This window comes from Actinokineospora lacus, from assembly GCF_053813445.1.
The window spans coordinates 166797-184391 of record NZ_JBQERA010000015.1 but is presented as its reverse complement, the minus strand read 5'-3'; the positions used below and the strand labels follow the sequence as shown (position 1 = coordinate 184391).

Here is a 17595-nt window from a genome sequence, read left to right as displayed (position 1 = left end):
TCGACGGGGCAGATCAGGCGCCGACCGCCTGCTTGAGGTCGTCGGCGCGGTCGGTGCGCTCCCACGGGAGGTCGACGTCCGTGCGGCCGAAGTGGCCGTAGGCCGCCGTGGGGGCGTAGATCGGGCGCAGCAGGTCGAGGTCGCGGATGATCGCGGCCGGGCGGAGGTCGAAGACCTCCTGGATGGCCTTCTGGATCTTGACCGGGTCGGCGTTCTCGGTGCCGAAGGTCTCCACGAACAGGCCGACCGGCGCCGCCTTGCCGATCGCGTAGGCGATCTGGACCTCGATGCGCGCGGCCAGACCGGCGGCGACGGCGTTCTTCGCGACCCACCGCATGGCGTAGGCGGCCGAGCGGTCCACCTTCGACGGGTCCTTGCCGGAGAACGCGCCGCCACCGTGGCGGGCCATGCCGCCGTAGGTGTCGACGATGATCTTGCGGCCGGTCAGGCCCGCGTCACCCATGGGGCCGCCGATGACGAAGCGGCCGGTGGGGTTGACCAGCAGGCGCACGCCCTCGGTGTCCAGGTCGAGGTGGGCCAGCTCGGGCAGCACGACCTGCTCGCGGACGTCGGCGCCGAGCAGCTTCTCCAGGTCGATGCCGTCGGCGTGCTGGGAGGACACCACCACGGTGTCCAGGCGCACGGCCTTGTCACCGGCGTACTCGATGGTGACCTGGGTCTTGCCGTCCGGGCGCAGGTACGGCAGCACGCCGTCCTTGCGGACCTTGGTCAGGCGCCGGGCCAGGCGGTGCGCCAGGGCGATCGGCAGCGGCATCAGCTCGGGGGTGTCGTTGCAGGCGTAGCCGAACATCAGGCCCTGGTCGCCCGCGCCCTGACGAGCGATCTCGTCTTCCTCGTTCTCGACCCGCGACTCATACGCGGTGTCGACACCCTGGGCGATGTCCGGGGACTGCGCGCCGATGGCGATGTTGACGCCACAGGAGTTGCCGTCGAAGCCCTTGGCCGAGGAGTCGTAGCCGATCTCCAGGATCTTGCCGCGCACGATGCCCGGGATGTCGGCGTAGGCCTCGGTGGTCACCTCGCCCGCGACGTGCACCTGGCCGGTGGTCACCATCGTCTCCACCGCGACACGCGAGCGGGGGTCCTGGGCGAGCAGGGCGTCCAGGATCGAGTCGCTGATGGCGTCGCAGATCTTGTCCGGATGCCCCTCCGTGACCGACTCCGAAGTGAACAGTCGGCGGCTGCCTGTTTCAGTCACTGAGTACCCCACTCATCCACAGAGGTTGCTGGTTTGACGCCCATTATTGGGCCTGGCGTCAGACCCGGGCGGAACTGAGCATATTCGCGACTGCGTCCCAGACTTCGGTCGCCATTTGCGACTTCGAGCCAAGCTCGATCGGTTGTTCAGTGCCGTCGGAGGAGAGCAGCCATCCGGAGTTGTCCTCAGTTCCGAATGCCTTTCCCTCCCCCACCGCGTTGACGACCAGCAGGTCACAACCCTTGCGGGCGAGCTTGGCGCGGGCGTGGTCGAGGACGTCGGCGCCGGTGTCCCCGGTCTCCGCCGCGAACCCGACGATCACCTGCGCCTTGCGGTCCGCACTGCCCCTGCGGGCCTCCACGAGCTCGGCCAGGACGTCGCGATTGCGCACGAGCGCGACTGGTTCGGGGTCCCGGCCGGTCTTCTTGATCTTGTACTCGGCGCGTTCCGCGGGCCGGAAGTCGGCCACCGCGGCGGCCATGACGACGATGTCGGCGCCCGCGGCCGCGGTGTGCACGGCCTCGCGCAGCTGCTCGGCGGTGTCCACCCTGACCAGCGCGACGCCCGCGGGCTCCGGCAGCGGCAGCGTGTACGCCGAGACCAGGGTGACCTCGGCGCCGCGCGCGGCGGCGGTGCGCGCCAGCGCGTAGCCCTGCTTGCCGGAGGAGCGGTTGCCCAGGTAGCGGACGGGGTCCAGCGGCTCGCGGGTGCCGCCCGCCGAGACGACCACGCGCAGGCCCACCAGGTCGCGGGGCAGCGCGTCCGGGCGGCTCAGCAGCAGCCGGGCCAGGTCGGTGATCTCCGCCGGGTCGGCCAGCCTGCCCTTGCCGGTGTCGGCGCCGGTCAGCCTGCCCGCGGCCGGGTCGGGCACCACGACGCCGCGCGCGCGCAGCGTGGCCACGTTGGCCTGGGTGGCGGGGTGCTCCCACATCTCGGTGTGCATCGCCGGGGCCATCAGCACCGGGCACCGGGCGGTCAGCAGCGTGCTGGTCAGCAGGTCGTCGGCCAGGCCGTGGGCGGCCTTGGCCAGCAGGTCGGCCGTCGCGGGCACGACCACGACCAGGTCGGCCTCCTGCCCGAGCCGCACGTGCGGCACCTCCGGCACGTCGGTGAACACGCCGGTGGCCACCTTCTGGCCGGACAGGGCCTCGAACGTCGCCGCCCCCACGAACCGCAGGGCCGCCTCGGTCGGCACGACGCGCACGTCGTGGCCGGTCTCGGTCAGGCCGCGCAGCACCTCGCACGCCTTGTACGCGGCGATGCCGCCGCCGACGCCGAGGACGACCCGGGGACGGCGGGCGGTCACTCGCCCTCGGTGTGCTCGAGAAGTCCGGAGTGGATCTCGCGCAGGGCGATGGACAGCGGCTTCTCGCGCGGGCCGGGTTCGACCAGCGGGCCGACGTACTCCAGCAGGCCCTCGCCGAGCTGGGCGTAGTAGTCGTTGATCTGGCGGGCGCGCTTGGCCGCGTAGATCACCAGCGCGTACTTCGAGCTGACCTTCTCGAGCAGGTCGTCGATGGGGGGGTTGGTGATGCCTTCCAGCGGCGCGCCAGCCTGCTCGCCAATGCCCAGCTCAGTGGGGGTGATCACTCGCAACGCTCCAGCTTGTCAGATGAATCCGTGAGCACCAAGGTTAGCAACTCGCGGGCGGCGGTCAGCACGTCGGCGTTCACGACGACGGCGTCGAACTCCTCTGCGGCGGCCAGCTCCTGCTTGGCCACCGCCAGCCTACGCGCGACCACGGCCTCGGGCTCGGTCCCGCGGCCGGTGAGCCGCGACACCAGCACTTCCCAGCTGGGCGGCATGAGCATGACCAGCTGCGCCTCGGGCATCGCCTCGCGCACCTGGCGCGCCCCCTGCAGCTCGATCTCCAGCACCGCGGGCCTGCCCGCAGCCAGCGCGGCCATGACCGGCCCGCGCGGGGTGCCGTAGCAGTTGCCCGCGTACTCGGCGTGCTCCAGCAGGTCGCCCGTGGCGACGAGCCGGTCGAACTCGGGCCGGTCGATGAACCGGTAGTGCGCGCCGTCGACCTCCCCGGGCCGGGCGGCCCGGGTGGTCACCGACACGCTGAAGTACAAGTCCGGGTGGAGGCGGCGGAGTTCCGCGACCACGCTGGACTTCCCGACCCCGGACGGGCCTGACACGACAGTGAGCCGGGGCCGGGCGAGAGACTCGCCCGACCCCGGCCCGCGGCCGCTGTGGTGCTTGGTCACTCGCCGCTGAACTCGGCCAGCAGCGCCTTGCGCTGACGGTCGCCGAGACCGCGCAGCCTGCGGCTGGGCGCGATCTCCAGGCGCTCGATGATCTGCTGGGCACGCACCTTGCCGACGCCCGGTAGGGCCTCGAGCAACGCGGTGACCTTCATCTTGCCCAGCACCTCGTCGTTGTCGGACTGGGCCAGGACGTCCTTGAGGGTGGTGCCGCCTCGCTTCAGGCGCTCTTTGAGTTCGGCGCGGGCGCGTCGGGCGGCAGCCGCCTTCTCCAGCGCTGCGGCCCGCTGCTCGTCGGTCAGCTGGGGAAGGGCCACGATTTCCTCCGTGGGGTGGGATTTCCGGATCGGTGCCGCGACGTTACCGAGCCCTGGCCTGCGGGGACAACGCGGGGGCCGGGTTGTGCCGTCGGTGACGGGCCTGGAAAAGTTGATCAACTGCCCAGCCATCGAAACCTTGGTGACCTGGGAAAACACCACAAACCTCGCACTTCCGGAGGTCGGTCACGCAGTGCGCTCGGCCGCCCACGGCACGCGCACAGTGAGTCGTGCGCCACTCGCTCGGCTGCCCGACTACACCCGGACAGAGCAACGCCGCGACCTGCGATAACGCCGAAAACGGACAGCAGAACGACCCGAACGGCCGCAGCGGGCCGTCCGGGTCGTGGGAAAATCGGGTCAGGGCCTGGCGGCCGCCAGTTCGTCGCGCAGCCGCAGCGCGGCGGTCCGCACGGCGGCGGTGTCCGGGCCGTGCCTGAGCACGTCCCGGGAACTGGTGGGCAGGACATATCGGGCGTCCCCGAACAGGCGCGCGAGGTCCGCCGCTCCCGCTCCCTGGGCCCCCACACCGGGGGCCAGGATCGGCCCGTTGAGCGCGCCGAGGTCGATCCCGGTCTCGGCCAGGGTGGCGCCGACGACCAGGCCGACCGGGCCCAGCGGGACCGCGCCCGCGTTGCGGGCGGCGGCGGCGTCCACCACCGCCTGCGCGACCGACCGACCGCCCGCCTCGGCCCGCTGCACGGAGGCGCCCTCCGGGTTGGACGTCAGGGCCAGCACGAACACCCCCCGCCCGCTCGCCTCGGCGGCGGCGAGCGCGGGCTCCAGCGAGCCGAAGCCGAGGTACGGCGAGAGCGTGACGGCGTCGCCCGCCAGCGGGGAGCCCTCGGCGAGGTACGCCTGCGCGTAGGCGGCCATGGTGGAGCCGATGTCGCCGCGCTTGGCGTCGACGAGCACCAGCGCGCCTGCCGCGCGGGCCTCGGCGATGACGCGCTCCAGCACCGCGACGCCCCGCGAGCCGTGGGCCTCGAAGAAGGCCGACTGCGGCTTGAGCACGGCGACCTCCCCCGCCAGCGCCTCGACGCAGGTCAGGGCGAACCGCTCCAGCCCGGTGACGTCGCGCGGCAGGCCCCAGGCGTCGAGCAGCCCGGGGTGCGGGTCGATCCCCACGCACAGCGACCCGCGCTCGCCGACCGAGGCGGCCAGCCGCGCGCCGAACCCGGCGGTCACCGCTTGGCCCGCAGCGCGGTCTGCATCTCCTGCAGCGGCTGCACCCCGATCTCGTCGCGGATCAGCGCCTCGATGCCGTGCACCGCCGCCGCCGCGCCCTGGATCGTGGTGACGCACGGGATGTCGCGGGCCACCGCCGCGGTGCGGATCTCGTAGCCGTCCACGCGGGGCCCGTGGTTGCCGTACGGGGTGTTGATCACCATGTCGACCCCGCCGGAGCGGATCAGGTCGACGATGTTGTCCTTGCCCTCGAAGTGCTTGCGCACCACGGTGCACGGGATTCCGTTGCGGCGCAGCACTCCCGCGGTGCCCGAGGTGGCCAGCACCTCGAAACCGAGGTCGGCCAGGCGCTTCACCGGGAAGACCATCGCCCGCTTGTCGCGGTTGGCCACCGAGACGAAGACCCGGCCGGAGACGGGCAGCGAGCCGTAGGAGGCGGTCTGCGACTTGGCGAACGCCTTGCCGAAGGACACGTCGATGCCCATGACCTCGCCGGTGGACTTCATCTCCGGGCCCAGCAGCGAGTCGACGCCATGGCCCTCGGGCGTGCGGAAGCGGTGGAAGGGCAGCACCGCCTCCTTGACCGCGACCGGCGCGCCCTCGGCCAGCTCCGCCGCGTCGCCGGTCTCGGGCAGCATGCCCTCGGCGCGCAGCTCGCCGATGGTCGCGCCGAGCATGATCCGGGCGGCGGCCTTGGCCAGCGGCACCGCGGTCGCCTTGGACACGAACGGCACCGTCCGGCTGGCCCTCGGGTTGGCCTCCAGGACGTAGAGCACGTCGTCCTTGAGCGCGTACTGCACGTTGAGCAGCCCGCGCACGCCGATCCCCTTGGCGATGGCCTCGGTGGAGCGGCGCACGGCCTCCAGGTCGGTGCGGCCCAGCGTGATCGGCGGCAGCGCGCAGGAGGAGTCCCCCGAGTGGATGCCCGCCTCCTCGATGTGCTCCATGACGCCGCCGAGGTAGACCTCGTCGCCGTCGCAGAGGGCGTCGACGTCGATCTCGATGGCGTCGTCGAGGAACCGGTCGACCAGCACCGGGTGCTCCGGGGTGATCTCGGTGGCCCGCTGGATGTACCCGGCCAGGTTCTCCTCGTCGTAGACGATCTCCATGCCCCGGCCGCCGAGCACGTAGGACGGGCGCACGAGCACCGGGTAGCCGATCTCGTCGGCGATCCGCTTGGCCGCGGCGAAGGAGGTCGCGGTGCCGTACTTCGGCGCGGGCAGCCCGGCGCCGGTCAGCACCTCGCCGAACGAGCCGCGGTCCTCGGCCAGGTGGATGGCCTGCGGGGAGGTGCCCACCACGGGCACGCCCGCGTCGGAGAGCCGCTGCGCCAGGCCGAGCGGGGTCTGCCCGCCCAGCTGCACGACCACTCCCACGACCGTGCCGGACACGCGCTCGGCGTGCACGACCTCCAGGACGTCCTCGAAGGTCAGCGGCTCGAAGTAGAGCCGGTCGGAGGTGTCGTAGTCGGTGGAGACGGTCTCCGGGTTGCAGTTGACCATGACGGTCTCGTACCCGGCCTCGCGCAGCGCCATCGCCGCGTGCACGCAGGAGTAGTCAAACTCGATGCCCTGCCCGATGCGGTTGGGGCCCGAGCCCAGGATCAGCACCTTGGGCCGGTCGGGCTGCGAGGTCACCTCGGTCTCGGCGTCGGGGTCGAGCTCGTAGGCCGAGTAGTGGTACGGGGTGTGCGCGGCGAACTCCGCGGCACAGGTGTCCACGGTCTTGAACACCGGCCGCACGCCCAGGCGGTGGCGCAGGGTGCGCACGCCGTCCTCACCGGCCAGCTCCGGGCGCAGCGCGGCGATCTGCCGGTCGGACAGGCCGTGGTGCTTGGCCCTGCGCAGCAGCGCCTCGTCGAGCACCGGCGCGTCCTCGACCTCCCCGCGCAGCTCGACGAGCATGGCGACCTGGTCGATGAACCACGGGTCGATGCCGGAGGCGTCGTGCACCTCGGCGACGGAGGCGCCCATCCGCAGGGCCTGCTCGACGGTGTAGAGGCGCCCGTCGTGCCCGGTGCGGATGGCCTCCAGCGCGGACTGCCGGGTCAGGGTGTCGGGGTCGGGCGTGGTCCAGAACCCGGCGGCCTTGGTCTCCATCGAGCGCAGCGCCTTGCCCAGCGCCTCGGCGAAGTTGCGGCCGATCGACATGGCCTCGCCGACGGATTTCATCGTCGTGGTCAGCGTCGGGTCGGCCCCGGGGAACTTCTCGAAGGCGAACCGGGGCACCTTGACCACGACGTAGTCCAGCGACGGCTCGAAGGAGGCCGGGGTCTCGCCGGTGATGTCGTTGGTGATCTCGTCGAGGGTGTAGCCGATGGCCAGCCTCGCGGCGATCTTGGCGATCGGGAAGCCGGTGGCCTTCGAGGCCAGCGCGCTGGAGCGCGAGACCCGCGGGTTCATCTCGATGACGACCATGCGCCCGGTCTGCGGGTGGACGGCGAACTGGATGTTGCAGCCGCCGGTGTCCACGCCGACCGCGCGCAGCACCGCGATGCCCATGTCGCGCATGGCCTGGTACTCGCGGTCGGTCAGGGTCATCGCCGGGGCGACGGTCACCGAGTCGCCGGTGTGCACGCCCATCGGGTCGATGTTCTCGATGGAGCAGATGACGACCACGTTGTCGCGGCGGTCGCGCATCAGCTCGAGCTCGTACTCCTTCCAGCCGAGCACGCTCTCCTCGATGAGCACCTCGGTGACCGGGCTCTCGGTGAGGCCGGAGGTGGCCAGCCGCTCCAGCTCCTCGGGCGTGTGCGCCATGCCCGAGCCCAGCCCGCCCATGGTGAAGGAGGGCCGGATGACCACCGGCAGGCCCAGGTCGGCGACGGTCTCGCGGACCTCGTCCATCGAGTGGCACACCCGGCTGCGCGGGGTCTCCCCGCCGACCTGGGCCACGATGTCCTTGAACTTCTGCCGGTCCTCGCCGCGCTGGATGGCGTCGATGTCGGCGCCGATCAGCTCGACGCCGTACTTCTGCAGCACACCGCGCTCGTGCAGGGCGACGGCGGTGTTGAGCGCGGTCTGCCCGCCGAGCGTGGCCAGGATCGCGTCCGGGCGCTCCCTGGCGATCACCTTCTCCACGAACTCCGGGGTGATCGGCTCGATGTAGGTGGCGTCGGCGAACTCCGGGTCGGTCATGATCGTGGCCGGGTTGGAGTTCACCAGGCTGACCCGGATGCCCTCGGCCCGCAGCACGCGGCAGGCCTGGGTGCCGGAGTAGTCGAACTCGCACGCCTGGCCGATGACGATGGGCCCGGAGCCGATCACCAGCACGTGGTGGATGTCATCGCGCTTGGGCATCAGCGACCGCCCTCCATCAGGGTCACGAACCGGTCGAACAGGTCCGCGGCGTCGTGCGGGCCCGCGGCGGCCTCGGGGTGGTACTGCACGGAGAAGGCGGGCACCTCCAGGGCGCGGACGCCCTCGACGGTCCCGTCGTTGGGGCAGACGTGGCTGACCGCGGCGCGGCCGTAGGGGGTGTCGAACTCCTCACCCGCCTCGCCCTCCAGCGCGAACCCGTGGTTCTGCGCGGTGATCGCCACCGCGCCGGTCGCCAGGTCGATCACCGGGATGTTGATGCCGCGGTGGCCGTAGCGCATCTTGTAGGTGCCCCGGCCCAGCGCGCGGCCGAGGATCTGGTTGCCGAAGCAGATGCCGAACAGCGGGATGCGGCGCTCCATGGCGGCCTTCGCCAGCTCGACGGCGTGGTCCATGGTGGCCGGGTCGCCGGGGCCGTTGGAGAGGAAGACGCCGTCGGGCTCGACCGCCAGCAGCTCGTCGAGGGAGCTGGTGGAGGGCAGCACGTGGGTCTCGACGCCGCGGGCGGCCATCATCCGCGGGGTGTTGGACTTGATGCCCAGGTCGAGCGCGGCCACCCGGAAGCGGGTCTCGCCGGCCGCGGGGACGACGTAGGGCGCGGCCGTGGTGACCTCGTCGGCCAGGGCGGCGCCGAGCATCGTGGGGCTTTCCAGCACCCGCACGACCATCGCGTCGGGGCTGGTGACCGCCTCGCCGGAGAAGACCCCGGCGCGCATGGCCCCGCGCTCGCGGATGTGGCGGGTCAGCGAGCGGGTGTCGACACCGCTGATGCCGACCACGCCCTGGTTGGCCAGCTCGGTGTCGAGCGGGCGCCGCGAGCGCCAGTTGGACGGCACGCGGGCCGGGTCGCGCACGACGTAGCCGGAGACCCAGATGCGGGCCGACTCGTCGTCCTCGTCGTTCCAGCCGGTGTTGCCGATCTGCGGGGCCGTGGCCACCACGATCTGGCGGTGGTAGGACGGGTCGGTCAGGGTCTCCTGGTAGCCGGTCATGGCGGTGCAGAACACCACCTCCCCGAAGGTGGCGCCGTGCGCGCCGAAGGCCGCGCCGCGGAAGACCCGGCCGTCCTCCAGCACCAGCGCCGCGGGTGTGTGTGTCGTGGTCATGCGGTCCCTCCGGTGAGCGAGCGCAGTGCTGGCACCCACGTCTGGTAGTCGTCCTTGTCATCGGCGCGGAAGCCGGTGTCGAACTCGTGCCCGTCCAGGCGCCAGCGCACGACCAGCAGGCCGTCGCGGCCCATCACCTTCCCGGCGATGCCGGGGGCCGTGCGGGCGTCGAGCACGGTGTCCCTGGGAATCCAGACCGGCTCGGCGCCGGTCCGGTCGAACAGCACGCCGTCGGTGAGCAGGTGCGCGGTGGCCTCGGCGCGGAAGCCGACGTCGCCGACGGCGACCCGGTCCTGCCAGCTCGCGTCGGTGACGGTGCTGGCGTAGACGCCGGTGCTGGGCGGCAGCAGCGGTTCGGCCGTGCCCGCGCGGACCGCGGCCAGCAGCTCGGCCGGAGCGGTCGGGAAGGCGGGCAGCGCCGCTTGGCGCCTGCGCCGGTTGCGGTAGCCCCACCACATCAGGGCGACGAGCGCGACCAGCACCGCAAGGGTGGCCAACGTGAGCAGCACCCTCATTCCGCCTCCCCGGAGTCGACAGGGTTCATCAGGACACCTTTCCGTCCCTGGCGGTGAACCGCCCGCGCAGCAGGGTGGCGACGACCGCGCCGGGCAGCTCCATGCCCTCGTACGGGGTGTTGCCCGCGAGGCTGGCCAGGGCCGCGCCGGTGACCGTCCAGCGCGCGGCCGGGTCGACCAGGGCGAGGGTGGCGGGCTCGCCGACGGCGATCGGGCGGCCGTGGTCGGGCAGCCCGGCGATCTCGGCGGGCCGCTCGCTCAGCACCCTGGCGACGCCGCGCCAGTCCAGCAGGCCCGGCTCGACCATCGTCTTGACGACGATGGACAGCGCGGTCTGCAGGCCGAGCATCCCCGGGCGCGCCGCGGACCACTCGCAGTCCTTGTCCTGCGGGGCGTGCGGGGCGTGGTCGGTGGCCACGCAGTCGACGGTCCCGTCGGCCAGGGCCTGGCGCAGGGCCGCGGCGTCGCTCTGCGCGCGCAGCGGGGGGTTGACCTTGTTCACCGGGTCGTAGGTGGCCAGGCGGGCGTCGTCGAGGAGCAGGTGGTGCGGGGTGACCTCGGCGGAGACCTCGGTGCCCCGGGCCTTGGCCCAGGCCAGCACGTCGACGGTGCCCGCGGTCGAGACGTGGCAGACGTGCAGGCGGGCGCCGACGTGGCGGGCCAGCAGGCAGTCGCGGGCCACGATCGCCTCCTCGGCGACCGCGGGCCAGCCCGCCAGGCCGAGGCGGGCGGCGGCCTCGCCCTCGTGCGCCTGCGCGCCGACGGTCAGCCGGGGCTCCTCGGCGTGCTGGGCGATCACCGCGTCGAGGGCCTTGGTGTACTCCAGGGCCCGGCGCATGATCAGCGGGTCGGCGACGCAGACGCCGTCGTCGGAGAACAGCCGGACCTGGGCCTTGGAGCGGGCCATCGTGCCCAGTTCGGCCAGCTTCTCGCCCTTGAGGCCGACGGTGACCGCGCCGACCGGGTGCACGTCGACCAGGCCGACCTCGCGCCCGCGCCGCCAGACGTGCTCGACGACGACGGCGTTGTCGGCGACCGGGTCGGTGTTGGCCATGGCGAACACGGCGGTGTAGCCGCCCAGCGCCGCGGCCCGCGACCCCGTCTCGATGGTCTCGGCGTCCTCGCGGCCCGGCTCGCGCAGGTGGGTGTGCAGGTCGACGAACCCGGGCAGGGCGACGGCGTTGCGGGCGTCGAAGGTCTCGTCGCCGTCGAGGTCCGCGCCGATCGCGGTGATGACGCCGTTCTCGACCCTGATGTCGACGGCGTCCTCGCCGTAGGGGCGGACCCCCTTGATCACCAGCGTGCTCACGCGTGGTCCTCCTCTCCGGCCAGCAGGTGGTACAGGACGGCCATCCGCACGTGCACGCCGTTGGCGACCTGCTCGGTGATCGCCGCGCGCGGGGAGTCGGCCACCGCGTGCGCGATCTCCATGCCGCGCAGCATCGGCCCCGGGTGCAGGACGACGGCGTGCTCGGGCAGCATCGCCAGGCGCGCGGCGCTGAGCCCGTAGCTGATGGCGTACTCGCGGGCGGACGGGAAGAACCCGCCGTGCATCCGCTCGGCCTGCACGCGCAGCAGCATCACCGCGTCGAGGGTGGGCAGCTCGGCGTCGAGGTCGTAGGAGACGGTGAGCCCGTCGACGGGCCAGTCGGCCAGCGCGGTGGGCAGCAGCGTCGGCGGGGCGACCACGACCACCTCGGCGCCCAGCTTGGTGAGCAGGTGCACGTTGGACCGGGCGACGCGGCTGTGCAGGACGTCGCCGACGATGCCGACGCGGCGCCCGTCGATGCCGCCGAGGCGGTCCCGGAGGGTGGCCGCGTCCAGCAGCGCCTGGGTGGGGTGCTCGTGGGTGCCGTCACCGGCGTTGACGACGCTGGTGCCCACTTCGGACAGCCAGCCCGCCAGCCGGTGCGGGGCGCCGGAGGCCGGGTGGCGGACGACGACGCAGTCGGCGCCCGCGGCGGCCAGGGTCAGCGCGGTGTCGCGCAGGGACTCGCCCTTGCCCGCCGAGGAACTGGCCGCGGAGACGTTGACCACGTCGGCGCTCATCCACTTCCCGGCGATCTCGAAGGACACGCGGGTGCGGGTGGAGTTCTCGTAGAACATGGTGATCACGGTGCGCCCGCGCAGCGTGGGCAGCTTGCGGACCTCGCGGCCCAGCAGTGTCCGCTTGAGACCGTCGGCGGTGTCCAGGATGGCCAGGGCGGCGTCGGCGTCGAGGCCGTCGACGCCCAGCAGGTGCCTCATTCGGCGGCCTCGCGGTTGAGCAGCACGGCGTCGCGGCCGTCGGTCTCGGTGAACAGGACGGAGACCTCCTCGGTCCGGGCGGTGGGCACGTTCTTGCCGACGTAGTCGGCGCGGATCGGCAGCTCCCGGTGGCCGCGGTCGACCAGCACGGCCAGCTGCACGGCGCGCGGGCGCCCGGCGTCCCTGAGGGCGTCGAGGGCGGCGCGGATGGTGCGGCCGGAGAACAGCACGTCGTCGACGAGGATGACCAGCGCGTCGTCCACCCCGGATGCGGGCAGGTCGGTCGCGCCGAGCGGGCGGGTGGGGCGCCTGCGCAGGTCGTCGCGGTAGAGGGTGACGTCGAGGGTGCCGGTGGGCACGTGGACGTCGGCGAACTCGGCGATCTTGGCGGCCAGCCGGGCGGCCAGCGGCACGCCCCTGGTCGGGATGCCGAGGAGCACGACCGGGCGGGACCCGCTCGCGTCGAGCGAGGTCTTCTCGATGACCTGATGGGCCATCCGGGCGATGGTGCGCGCGACGTCGCCGGGCCCGAGCAGCTCGCGCCGCTCCGCCGGTTCCGTCGCGCCACGGTCTCGCGGCGCCACGCTGGACTCCTTCCCCGCCTCACTGGACGGGTCCTTAAAGGATGTCGGTACCTGCCCCTGAGCTGGGGCCTCCGCGACGGTACCAGGCGCGCGGAGCACCCCGACCAGGTGGTGTCCGCCATTTGCCCAGGTTCTCCCAGGGGCACCAGCTTGACCTGGTGACAACTCTGGGTAACCATTACTCTGCGTGTCGATTTGAAGCTACCCGCGGCAGTCCATAGCGCCGACGGGGCGAACGAATGGAGAACCGCCGCATGGGCGACTACGCCAAGGCGCTAGGAGCCAAGCTCCGCGCGATCCGCCAGCAGCAGGGCTTGTCCCTGCACGGCGTCGAGCAGAAGTCCGGGGGCCGGTGGAAGGCGGTCGTGGTCGGCTCCTACGAGCGCGGCGACCGGGCGGTCACCGTGCAGAAGCTGGCCGAGCTGGCGGACTTCTACGGCGTGCCGGTGGTGGAGCTGCTGCCCGAGGGGCGGGTGCCGTCCGGAGCGGAACCGGCCACCAAAATCGTGATAAACCTAGAACGTTTGCAGCAGCTGCCCGCCGAGAAGGTCGGACCGCTGGCCCGCTACGCGGCGACCATCCAGAGCCAGCGCGGGGACTACAACGGCAAGGTCCTGTCCATCCGGACCGAGGACCTGCGCTCGCTGGCGATCATCTACGACATGACCCCCGGCGAGCTGACCGAGCAGCTCATCGACTGGGGCGTGCTGCCCCCGGAAGCCCGTCCGTCCAAAGAAGACTGAAGCAGGGGGCGCACCCGACGTGCCGATCGGGTGCGCCCGCCTCTAGAGCGTGGCCCTGAGCCGGTCGGCGATCCCGCCGATGCGGCCCAAGACGCCGTTGACGAACCGGGGGGAGTCATCGGTGGACAGCGAGCGGGCCAGCGCGACGGCCTCATCGATGGCCACCGGGTCGGGCACGTCACCGGCCCACAGCAGCTCGTAGAGCCCCAGGCGCAGCACCGCGAGGTCCACGGCGGGCATCCGGTCCAGCGTCCAGCCCTGCGCGTGCTCCGTCAGCAGCTCATCGATCCGCGCCCGGTGCGCGGAGACGCCTTCGACGAGGGCGACGGTGTAGTCGTTCACCGGGGGGACATCGGGCGAGCCGACCCGGTCGGCGAGCAGCGTGACCGGGTCGACGCCGCGGACGGCGGCCTCGAACAGCAGGTCCACCGCCCGTTTGCGGGCCTTGCTCCTGGCACCCACGTCAGCCGCTGACCCGGCCGAGGTAGCGCCCGTCGCGGGTGTCGACCTTGACCTTCTCGCCCGTGGTGACGAACAGCGGGACCTGGATCTCCGCGCCCGTCTCCAGCCGCGCGGGCTTGGTGCCGCCGGTGGAGCGGTCGCCCTGCAGGCCGGGGTCGGTGTGCTCGATGACGAGCTCGACCGAGGTGGGCAGCTCGATGAACAGCGGGACACCCTCGTGGGAGTTCACCGTGGCGGTGCTGTTCTCCAGCAGGAACCGCGCGTTGTCGCTGACGACGGCGGGGTCGATGCTGATCTGCTCGTAGTTCTCGGAGTCCATGAACACGAAGTCCGAGCCGTCGTTGTAGAGGTAGGTCATGTCGCGGCGGTCGACCGTGGCGGTCTCGACCTTGACGCCCGCGTTGAAGGTCTTGTCCACCACCTTGCCGGTCAGCACGTGCTTGAGCTTGGTGCGCACGAACGCCGGGCCCTTGCCGGGCTTGACGTGCTGGAACTCCACGACGGACCAGAGCTGGCCCTCCAGGTTGAGCACCAGGCCGTTCTTCAGGTCGTTGGTCGAGGCCACGGGGTTGTTCTCCTGTGTTTCCGCGCGCCCGGCTGGCGCCCGACCGGCCGGTCAGACAACCATGAGCTGCTTGGTGGTCAGCGTGAGGAGCTCGGGACCGGCGTCCCGCACGACGAGCGTGTCCTCGATGCGGACGCCGCCCCTGCCGGGCAGGTAGACGCCCGGCTCGACGGTGACCGCCATGCCAGCGGCGAGTGTACCGCCGCTGGTCTTGGCCAGGCTCGGGGCCTCGTGGATTCGCAGGCCGACGCCGTGGCCGAGCCCGTGCGGGAAGTTCTCCCCGCGCCCGGCGGCCTCGATCACCTGGCGGGCGGCGGCGTCGACGTCCTTGGTCGCCGCGCCGGGCCGCAACGCCGCGCGGCCCGCCTTCTGGGCGAGCGCGACCAGCTCGTACAGCTCGCGCTGCCAGTCGGCGGGCTCGCCGAGGACAACGGTGCGGGTCATGTCGGAGTGGTAGCCGTCGACCAGGGCGCCGAAGTCCAGCTTGACCAGGTCGCCGTCGGCCAGGACCGCGTCGGTCGGCCGGTGGTGCGGGACGGCGGAGTTGGCCCCCGCGGCGACGATCGAGGAGAAGCTGGGGGCGTCGGCGCCGTGGTCGAGCATCCGGGACTCCAGTTCCCTGGCCACCTCCCGCTCGGTGCGCCCGGGCCGCAGCCCGCCGTGCTCGACCAGGTCGGCCAGCGCCCGGTCGGCCGCGGCGCACGCCATGCGCAGGGCCTCGACCTCGCCGTCGTCCTTGACCAGCCGCAGCTCCTCGACCAGGTTCGGCGCCTTGGTCAGCTCGGCCTCGGTGACCAGCTCGTCGAGGCCGTCGACGGTGACGTGCTGGCTCTCGAACCCGACCCGCCCGGTGGCGACCTTGGCGACGGCGGCCGCGCTGGCCCGGTCGATGATGTGGCGCAGATCGGGCACCTGGCGCTGGGCCTGGGTCGTGTAACGCCCATCGGTGCAGAAGACGTCCTCGCCGTCGCTGCTGATGAGCAGCGCGGCGTTGGACCCGGTGAACCCGGTCAGGTAGCGGACGTTGAGCAGGTCGACGACAAGCAGCGCGTCCAGGCCGCGGTCTCGCAGCAACGCGCGCAGGGCGTCCCGGCGGGGAGGATGAGGCATACCCCAGAGCCTAAGGCCGCCGTGTCCTACTCTCAGGTTATGCGAACGTGGCTGGTACGGGGGCTGGTCATGGCTGTCGTCCACGCGGCGGCGGCGGTGCTGGTCGCCCTGCTGCGCGCCGGGGACCCCACGGGGCAGAGCACGGTGGCCGCCTTGGTGCTGGGCGTACTGACGGGCACCGCGGCCGTGTGGGCCGCGGTGGACGCCTGGAAGGACGTGCCGGACCGCGGCCGCGCCTGGGTGATCGCCTGCCTCATCGCGGGCTGGGGCTCCGCCGTGCTCGCCGTCCTGGGCCGGGCCCTGTTCGTCGACGAGACCGGCGCGAGCGCCCTGGGTTCGGCCCTGACCGGCGGCGCGGCGTTCACCGCCCTGCTGGTCTTGGTGCCCGCCGCCCTCGGCCTGCTCGTCGGCCCTCGCCTGGGCAGGCCGCCGGGGCTCAGCCCAGCCGGGGGCCGAGCTGGTGACGAGCCCAGTGGTCGGGTTGGACCGGATGGACCCGCGAGCCGTTGACCTCGGCCAGCGTGGGGTCGGCGAGCGGCCACAGCCTGCCGTCGTCCAGGACGAACCCCACCAGGTCGCCGTTGCGGGCCGCGGGCGCGCCCGCGGGCAGGTGCGCGGTGACCGGGATGGCGTCGAGGGCGGGGACGCGGCGGTCCAGCACGCGCAGCGAGACGCGTTCGGCGACGGCGCGGCGCTCCACCCGCAGCACCTGGCCGTCGCGGATGACGTCGACGGTGCGCTGGGGCGACGGCACGGCGAAGCCGTCGAGGGCGGCGAGCAGGCGGTCCGGGTCGTCGCAGGCGCCGGTGCCGTGCAGGTCCAGGCCGAAGTGGGTCAGGTCGGTGGGCGCGGCGCGGACCCGGGTGGCGCGGACGAGGTCGATCGGCACGCGCTCGCACGGGTCGGTGTGGGAGGACAGGGCGTGCCCGAGGGCGTTGCGGACCAGCCCGGGGCCCTCGGCCCACGGCCCGGGGACCAGGACCGGGCGGTAGGGCTGGGTGCGGAACTCGCGGTCGAAGAAGGTCAGCGAGGTGCCGCCCTCGGTCTGGTGGGCGATGACGAAGGCGCCGAGGGCGTCGACCCACATGAAGTCCACGCTGAAGGCGTCGAGCACCGAGCGCTCGCGGAGGCCGTCGGTCTGGCCGGGGGCGAAGCCGCCCGGCCCCAGGGCCTCGACCTGGGTGCGGAAGGACGGGTCGGGCGAGCGCAGCACGAACTGGCCCGCGCCGTTCTGGCCGGTGCCCTGGCCGGTGGTGTCGGTGAACATCAGGTGGAAGTAGCCGTCGAGGTGGACCGCGGCGGGCTGGCCCGCGCCGTAGACGTTGTCGCGCCGCACGTCGTGGGCGGCGGTGACGATGGGGGCCCCGGCGTTGGCCCTGGTCCAGTGCCTGCCGTCGGTGCTGGTGGCCAGGCCGATGGCGTTGCCGAGGGCGTGGTCGCCCGCGGCGCCGGTGTAGTAGAGGTAGTAGATGGCACCGACGCGGATGACCGACGGGTCGCAGGTGTGCATCCCGTCGAAGCCGGTGCGGCTGCCGGAGAACACCGATGTGCCGTCGCTGCCGCCGGGGTCGCGGAAGGGGGTGGCGAGGTCGGTGGTCTCGGCGAGCAGCAGGTCGTCGCCGGGTGGGGCGGCGGCGGCGAGCTGGCTGCACCACCACATGCGGTACTTGCCGTTCTCGCGCATCAGGGTCGGCCCGTAGTTGTACGGCGCCCCGTGGCCGCCCGAGGCGATGACCCCGGCGCCGCGCCTGGCCTTGTCGGCGCCCAGCGCCATCGGCGCGGCCGGTCGCGGCTGGGCGGCGGGCGGGGTCGTGGTGACCCGCTTGCTGGTGGCAGGCGGCGGGGTGGTCTCCTCGGGTGCGGTCGTGCACCCGACCACGGCGAACGCGGCCAGGACCAAGGCGAGGCGCGATCGCCGGACCCGGCTGGGCATGAGCGGTGAAGACCTTCCGTGCCGACTACGCGCTCGACTCCGATGACGCGTTCAACCCGAGTCTAGGCAGCGTTGATCG

The 17595-nt window shown here is 72.7% G+C and carries 18 protein-coding genes; 2 read left to right on the top strand and 16 right to left on the bottom strand.

Annotation, left to right across the window (positions count from 1 at the left end):
• Nucleotides 1-13 precede the first annotated feature (13 nt).
• The 12 genes from metK to pyrR all read right to left on the bottom strand — a co-directional run bounded on the left by metK (nucleotide 14) and on the right by pyrR (nucleotide 12703).
• Nucleotides 14-1195: a methionine adenosyltransferase gene (gene metK / locus ACTG9Q_RS29695; RefSeq protein WP_455576260.1), complete on the bottom strand. Its 1182-nt coding sequence runs from the start codon at nucleotides 1193-1195 to the stop codon at nucleotides 14-16.
• An 82-nt stretch (nucleotides 1196-1277) separates the two neighbouring features.
• Nucleotides 1278-2525 (bottom strand): bifunctional phosphopantothenoylcysteine decarboxylase/phosphopantothenate--cysteine ligase CoaBC, encoded by a 1248-nt coding sequence (gene coaBC, locus ACTG9Q_RS29690; RefSeq protein ID WP_455576233.1) that lies wholly within the window; start codon nucleotides 2523-2525, stop codon nucleotides 1278-1280.
• Nucleotides 2522-2809, bottom strand: coding sequence for a DNA-directed RNA polymerase subunit omega (gene rpoZ, locus ACTG9Q_RS29685; protein ID WP_455576232.1), 288 nt, complete (start codon nucleotides 2807-2809; stop codon nucleotides 2522-2524). Before rpoZ ends, coaBC begins: the two co-directional genes overlap by 4 nt.
• Complete coding sequence (gene gmk / locus ACTG9Q_RS29680; RefSeq protein ID WP_455576231.1) at nucleotides 2806-3432, bottom strand: guanylate kinase; 627 nt, start codon at nucleotides 3430-3432, stop codon at nucleotides 2806-2808. The genes rpoZ and gmk overlap by 4 nt, the downstream gene beginning before the upstream one ends.
• The gene (gene mihF / locus ACTG9Q_RS29675; RefSeq protein ID WP_189214409.1) at nucleotides 3429-3746 is read right to left on the bottom strand and encodes an integration host factor, actinobacterial type; all 318 of its coding nucleotides are present in this window, start codon (nucleotides 3744-3746) and stop codon (nucleotides 3429-3431) included. The genes gmk and mihF overlap by 4 nt, the downstream gene beginning before the upstream one ends.
• A gap of 360 nt (nucleotides 3747-4106) precedes the next feature.
• Nucleotides 4107-4934, bottom strand: a complete 828-nt coding sequence (gene pyrF / locus ACTG9Q_RS29670) for an orotidine-5'-phosphate decarboxylase (RefSeq protein WP_455576230.1) — start codon at nucleotides 4932-4934, stop codon at nucleotides 4107-4109.
• Complete coding sequence (gene carB, locus ACTG9Q_RS29665; RefSeq protein ID WP_455576229.1) at nucleotides 4931-8233, bottom strand: carbamoyl-phosphate synthase large subunit; 3303 nt, start codon at nucleotides 8231-8233, stop codon at nucleotides 4931-4933. The genes pyrF and carB overlap by 4 nt, the downstream gene beginning before the upstream one ends.
• A complete protein-coding gene (gene carA, locus ACTG9Q_RS29660; RefSeq protein ID WP_455576228.1) occupies nucleotides 8233-9357 on the bottom strand; it encodes a glutamine-hydrolyzing carbamoyl-phosphate synthase small subunit in 1125 nt (374 codons plus the stop codon). Before carA ends, carB begins: the two co-directional genes overlap by 1 nt.
• A complete protein-coding gene (locus ACTG9Q_RS29655) occupies nucleotides 9354-9872 on the bottom strand; it encodes a PH-like domain-containing protein (RefSeq protein WP_455576227.1) in 519 nt (172 codons plus the stop codon). Before ACTG9Q_RS29655 ends, carA begins: the two co-directional genes overlap by 4 nt.
• Before the next feature lie 28 nt (nucleotides 9873-9900).
• A complete protein-coding gene (locus ACTG9Q_RS29650; RefSeq protein WP_455576226.1) occupies nucleotides 9901-11181 on the bottom strand; it encodes a dihydroorotase in 1281 nt (426 codons plus the stop codon).
• A complete protein-coding gene (locus tag ACTG9Q_RS29645; RefSeq protein WP_455576225.1) occupies nucleotides 11178-12119 on the bottom strand; it encodes an aspartate carbamoyltransferase catalytic subunit in 942 nt (313 codons plus the stop codon). The genes ACTG9Q_RS29650 and ACTG9Q_RS29645 overlap by 4 nt, the downstream gene beginning before the upstream one ends.
• Nucleotides 12116-12703 (bottom strand): bifunctional pyr operon transcriptional regulator/uracil phosphoribosyltransferase PyrR, encoded by a 588-nt coding sequence (gene pyrR / locus ACTG9Q_RS29640; RefSeq protein WP_455576224.1) that lies wholly within the window; start codon nucleotides 12701-12703, stop codon nucleotides 12116-12118. The genes ACTG9Q_RS29645 and pyrR overlap by 4 nt, the downstream gene beginning before the upstream one ends.
• A 254-nt stretch (nucleotides 12704-12957) precedes the next feature.
• On the opposite strand from pyrR, the gene bldD reads away from it, so the two are divergent.
• Nucleotides 12958-13446 (top strand): transcriptional regulator BldD, encoded by a 489-nt coding sequence (gene bldD, locus ACTG9Q_RS29635; RefSeq protein ID WP_018686187.1) that lies wholly within the window; start codon nucleotides 12958-12960, stop codon nucleotides 13444-13446.
• A gap of 42 nt (nucleotides 13447-13488) precedes the next feature.
• On the opposite strand, the gene nusB is transcribed toward bldD, so the two are convergent.
• Genes nusB through ACTG9Q_RS29620 form a run of 3 tightly spaced genes read right to left on the bottom strand, consistent with a single transcriptional unit; the run spans nucleotide 13489 to nucleotide 15583 of the window.
• Nucleotides 13489-13908 (bottom strand): transcription antitermination factor NusB, encoded by a 420-nt coding sequence (gene nusB, locus ACTG9Q_RS29630; RefSeq protein WP_455576223.1) that lies wholly within the window; start codon nucleotides 13906-13908, stop codon nucleotides 13489-13491.
• Nucleotide 13909: 1 nt separating this feature from the next.
• Nucleotides 13910-14473 (bottom strand): elongation factor P, encoded by a 564-nt coding sequence (efp, locus tag ACTG9Q_RS29625; RefSeq protein ID WP_455576222.1) that lies wholly within the window; start codon nucleotides 14471-14473, stop codon nucleotides 13910-13912.
• 51 nt (nucleotides 14474-14524) lie between these two features.
• Nucleotides 14525-15583: a M24 family metallopeptidase gene (locus ACTG9Q_RS29620; RefSeq protein WP_455576221.1), complete on the bottom strand. Its 1059-nt coding sequence runs from the start codon at nucleotides 15581-15583 to the stop codon at nucleotides 14525-14527.
• A 39-nt stretch (nucleotides 15584-15622) separates the two neighbouring features.
• Here ACTG9Q_RS29620 and ACTG9Q_RS29615 point away from each other — a divergent pair, with 39 nt between their 5' ends.
• Nucleotides 15623-16093 (top strand): B-4DMT family transporter, encoded by a 471-nt coding sequence (locus ACTG9Q_RS29615; RefSeq protein ID WP_455576220.1) that lies wholly within the window; start codon nucleotides 15623-15625, stop codon nucleotides 16091-16093.
• On the opposite strand, the gene ACTG9Q_RS29610 is transcribed toward ACTG9Q_RS29615, so the two are convergent.
• Nucleotides 16020-17516 (bottom strand): beta-xylosidase, encoded by a 1497-nt coding sequence (locus tag ACTG9Q_RS29610; protein WP_455576219.1) that lies wholly within the window; start codon nucleotides 17514-17516, stop codon nucleotides 16020-16022. The two genes, ACTG9Q_RS29615 and ACTG9Q_RS29610, sit on opposite strands and share 74 nt — an antisense overlap.
• Nucleotides 17517-17595: the final 79 nt, after the last annotated feature.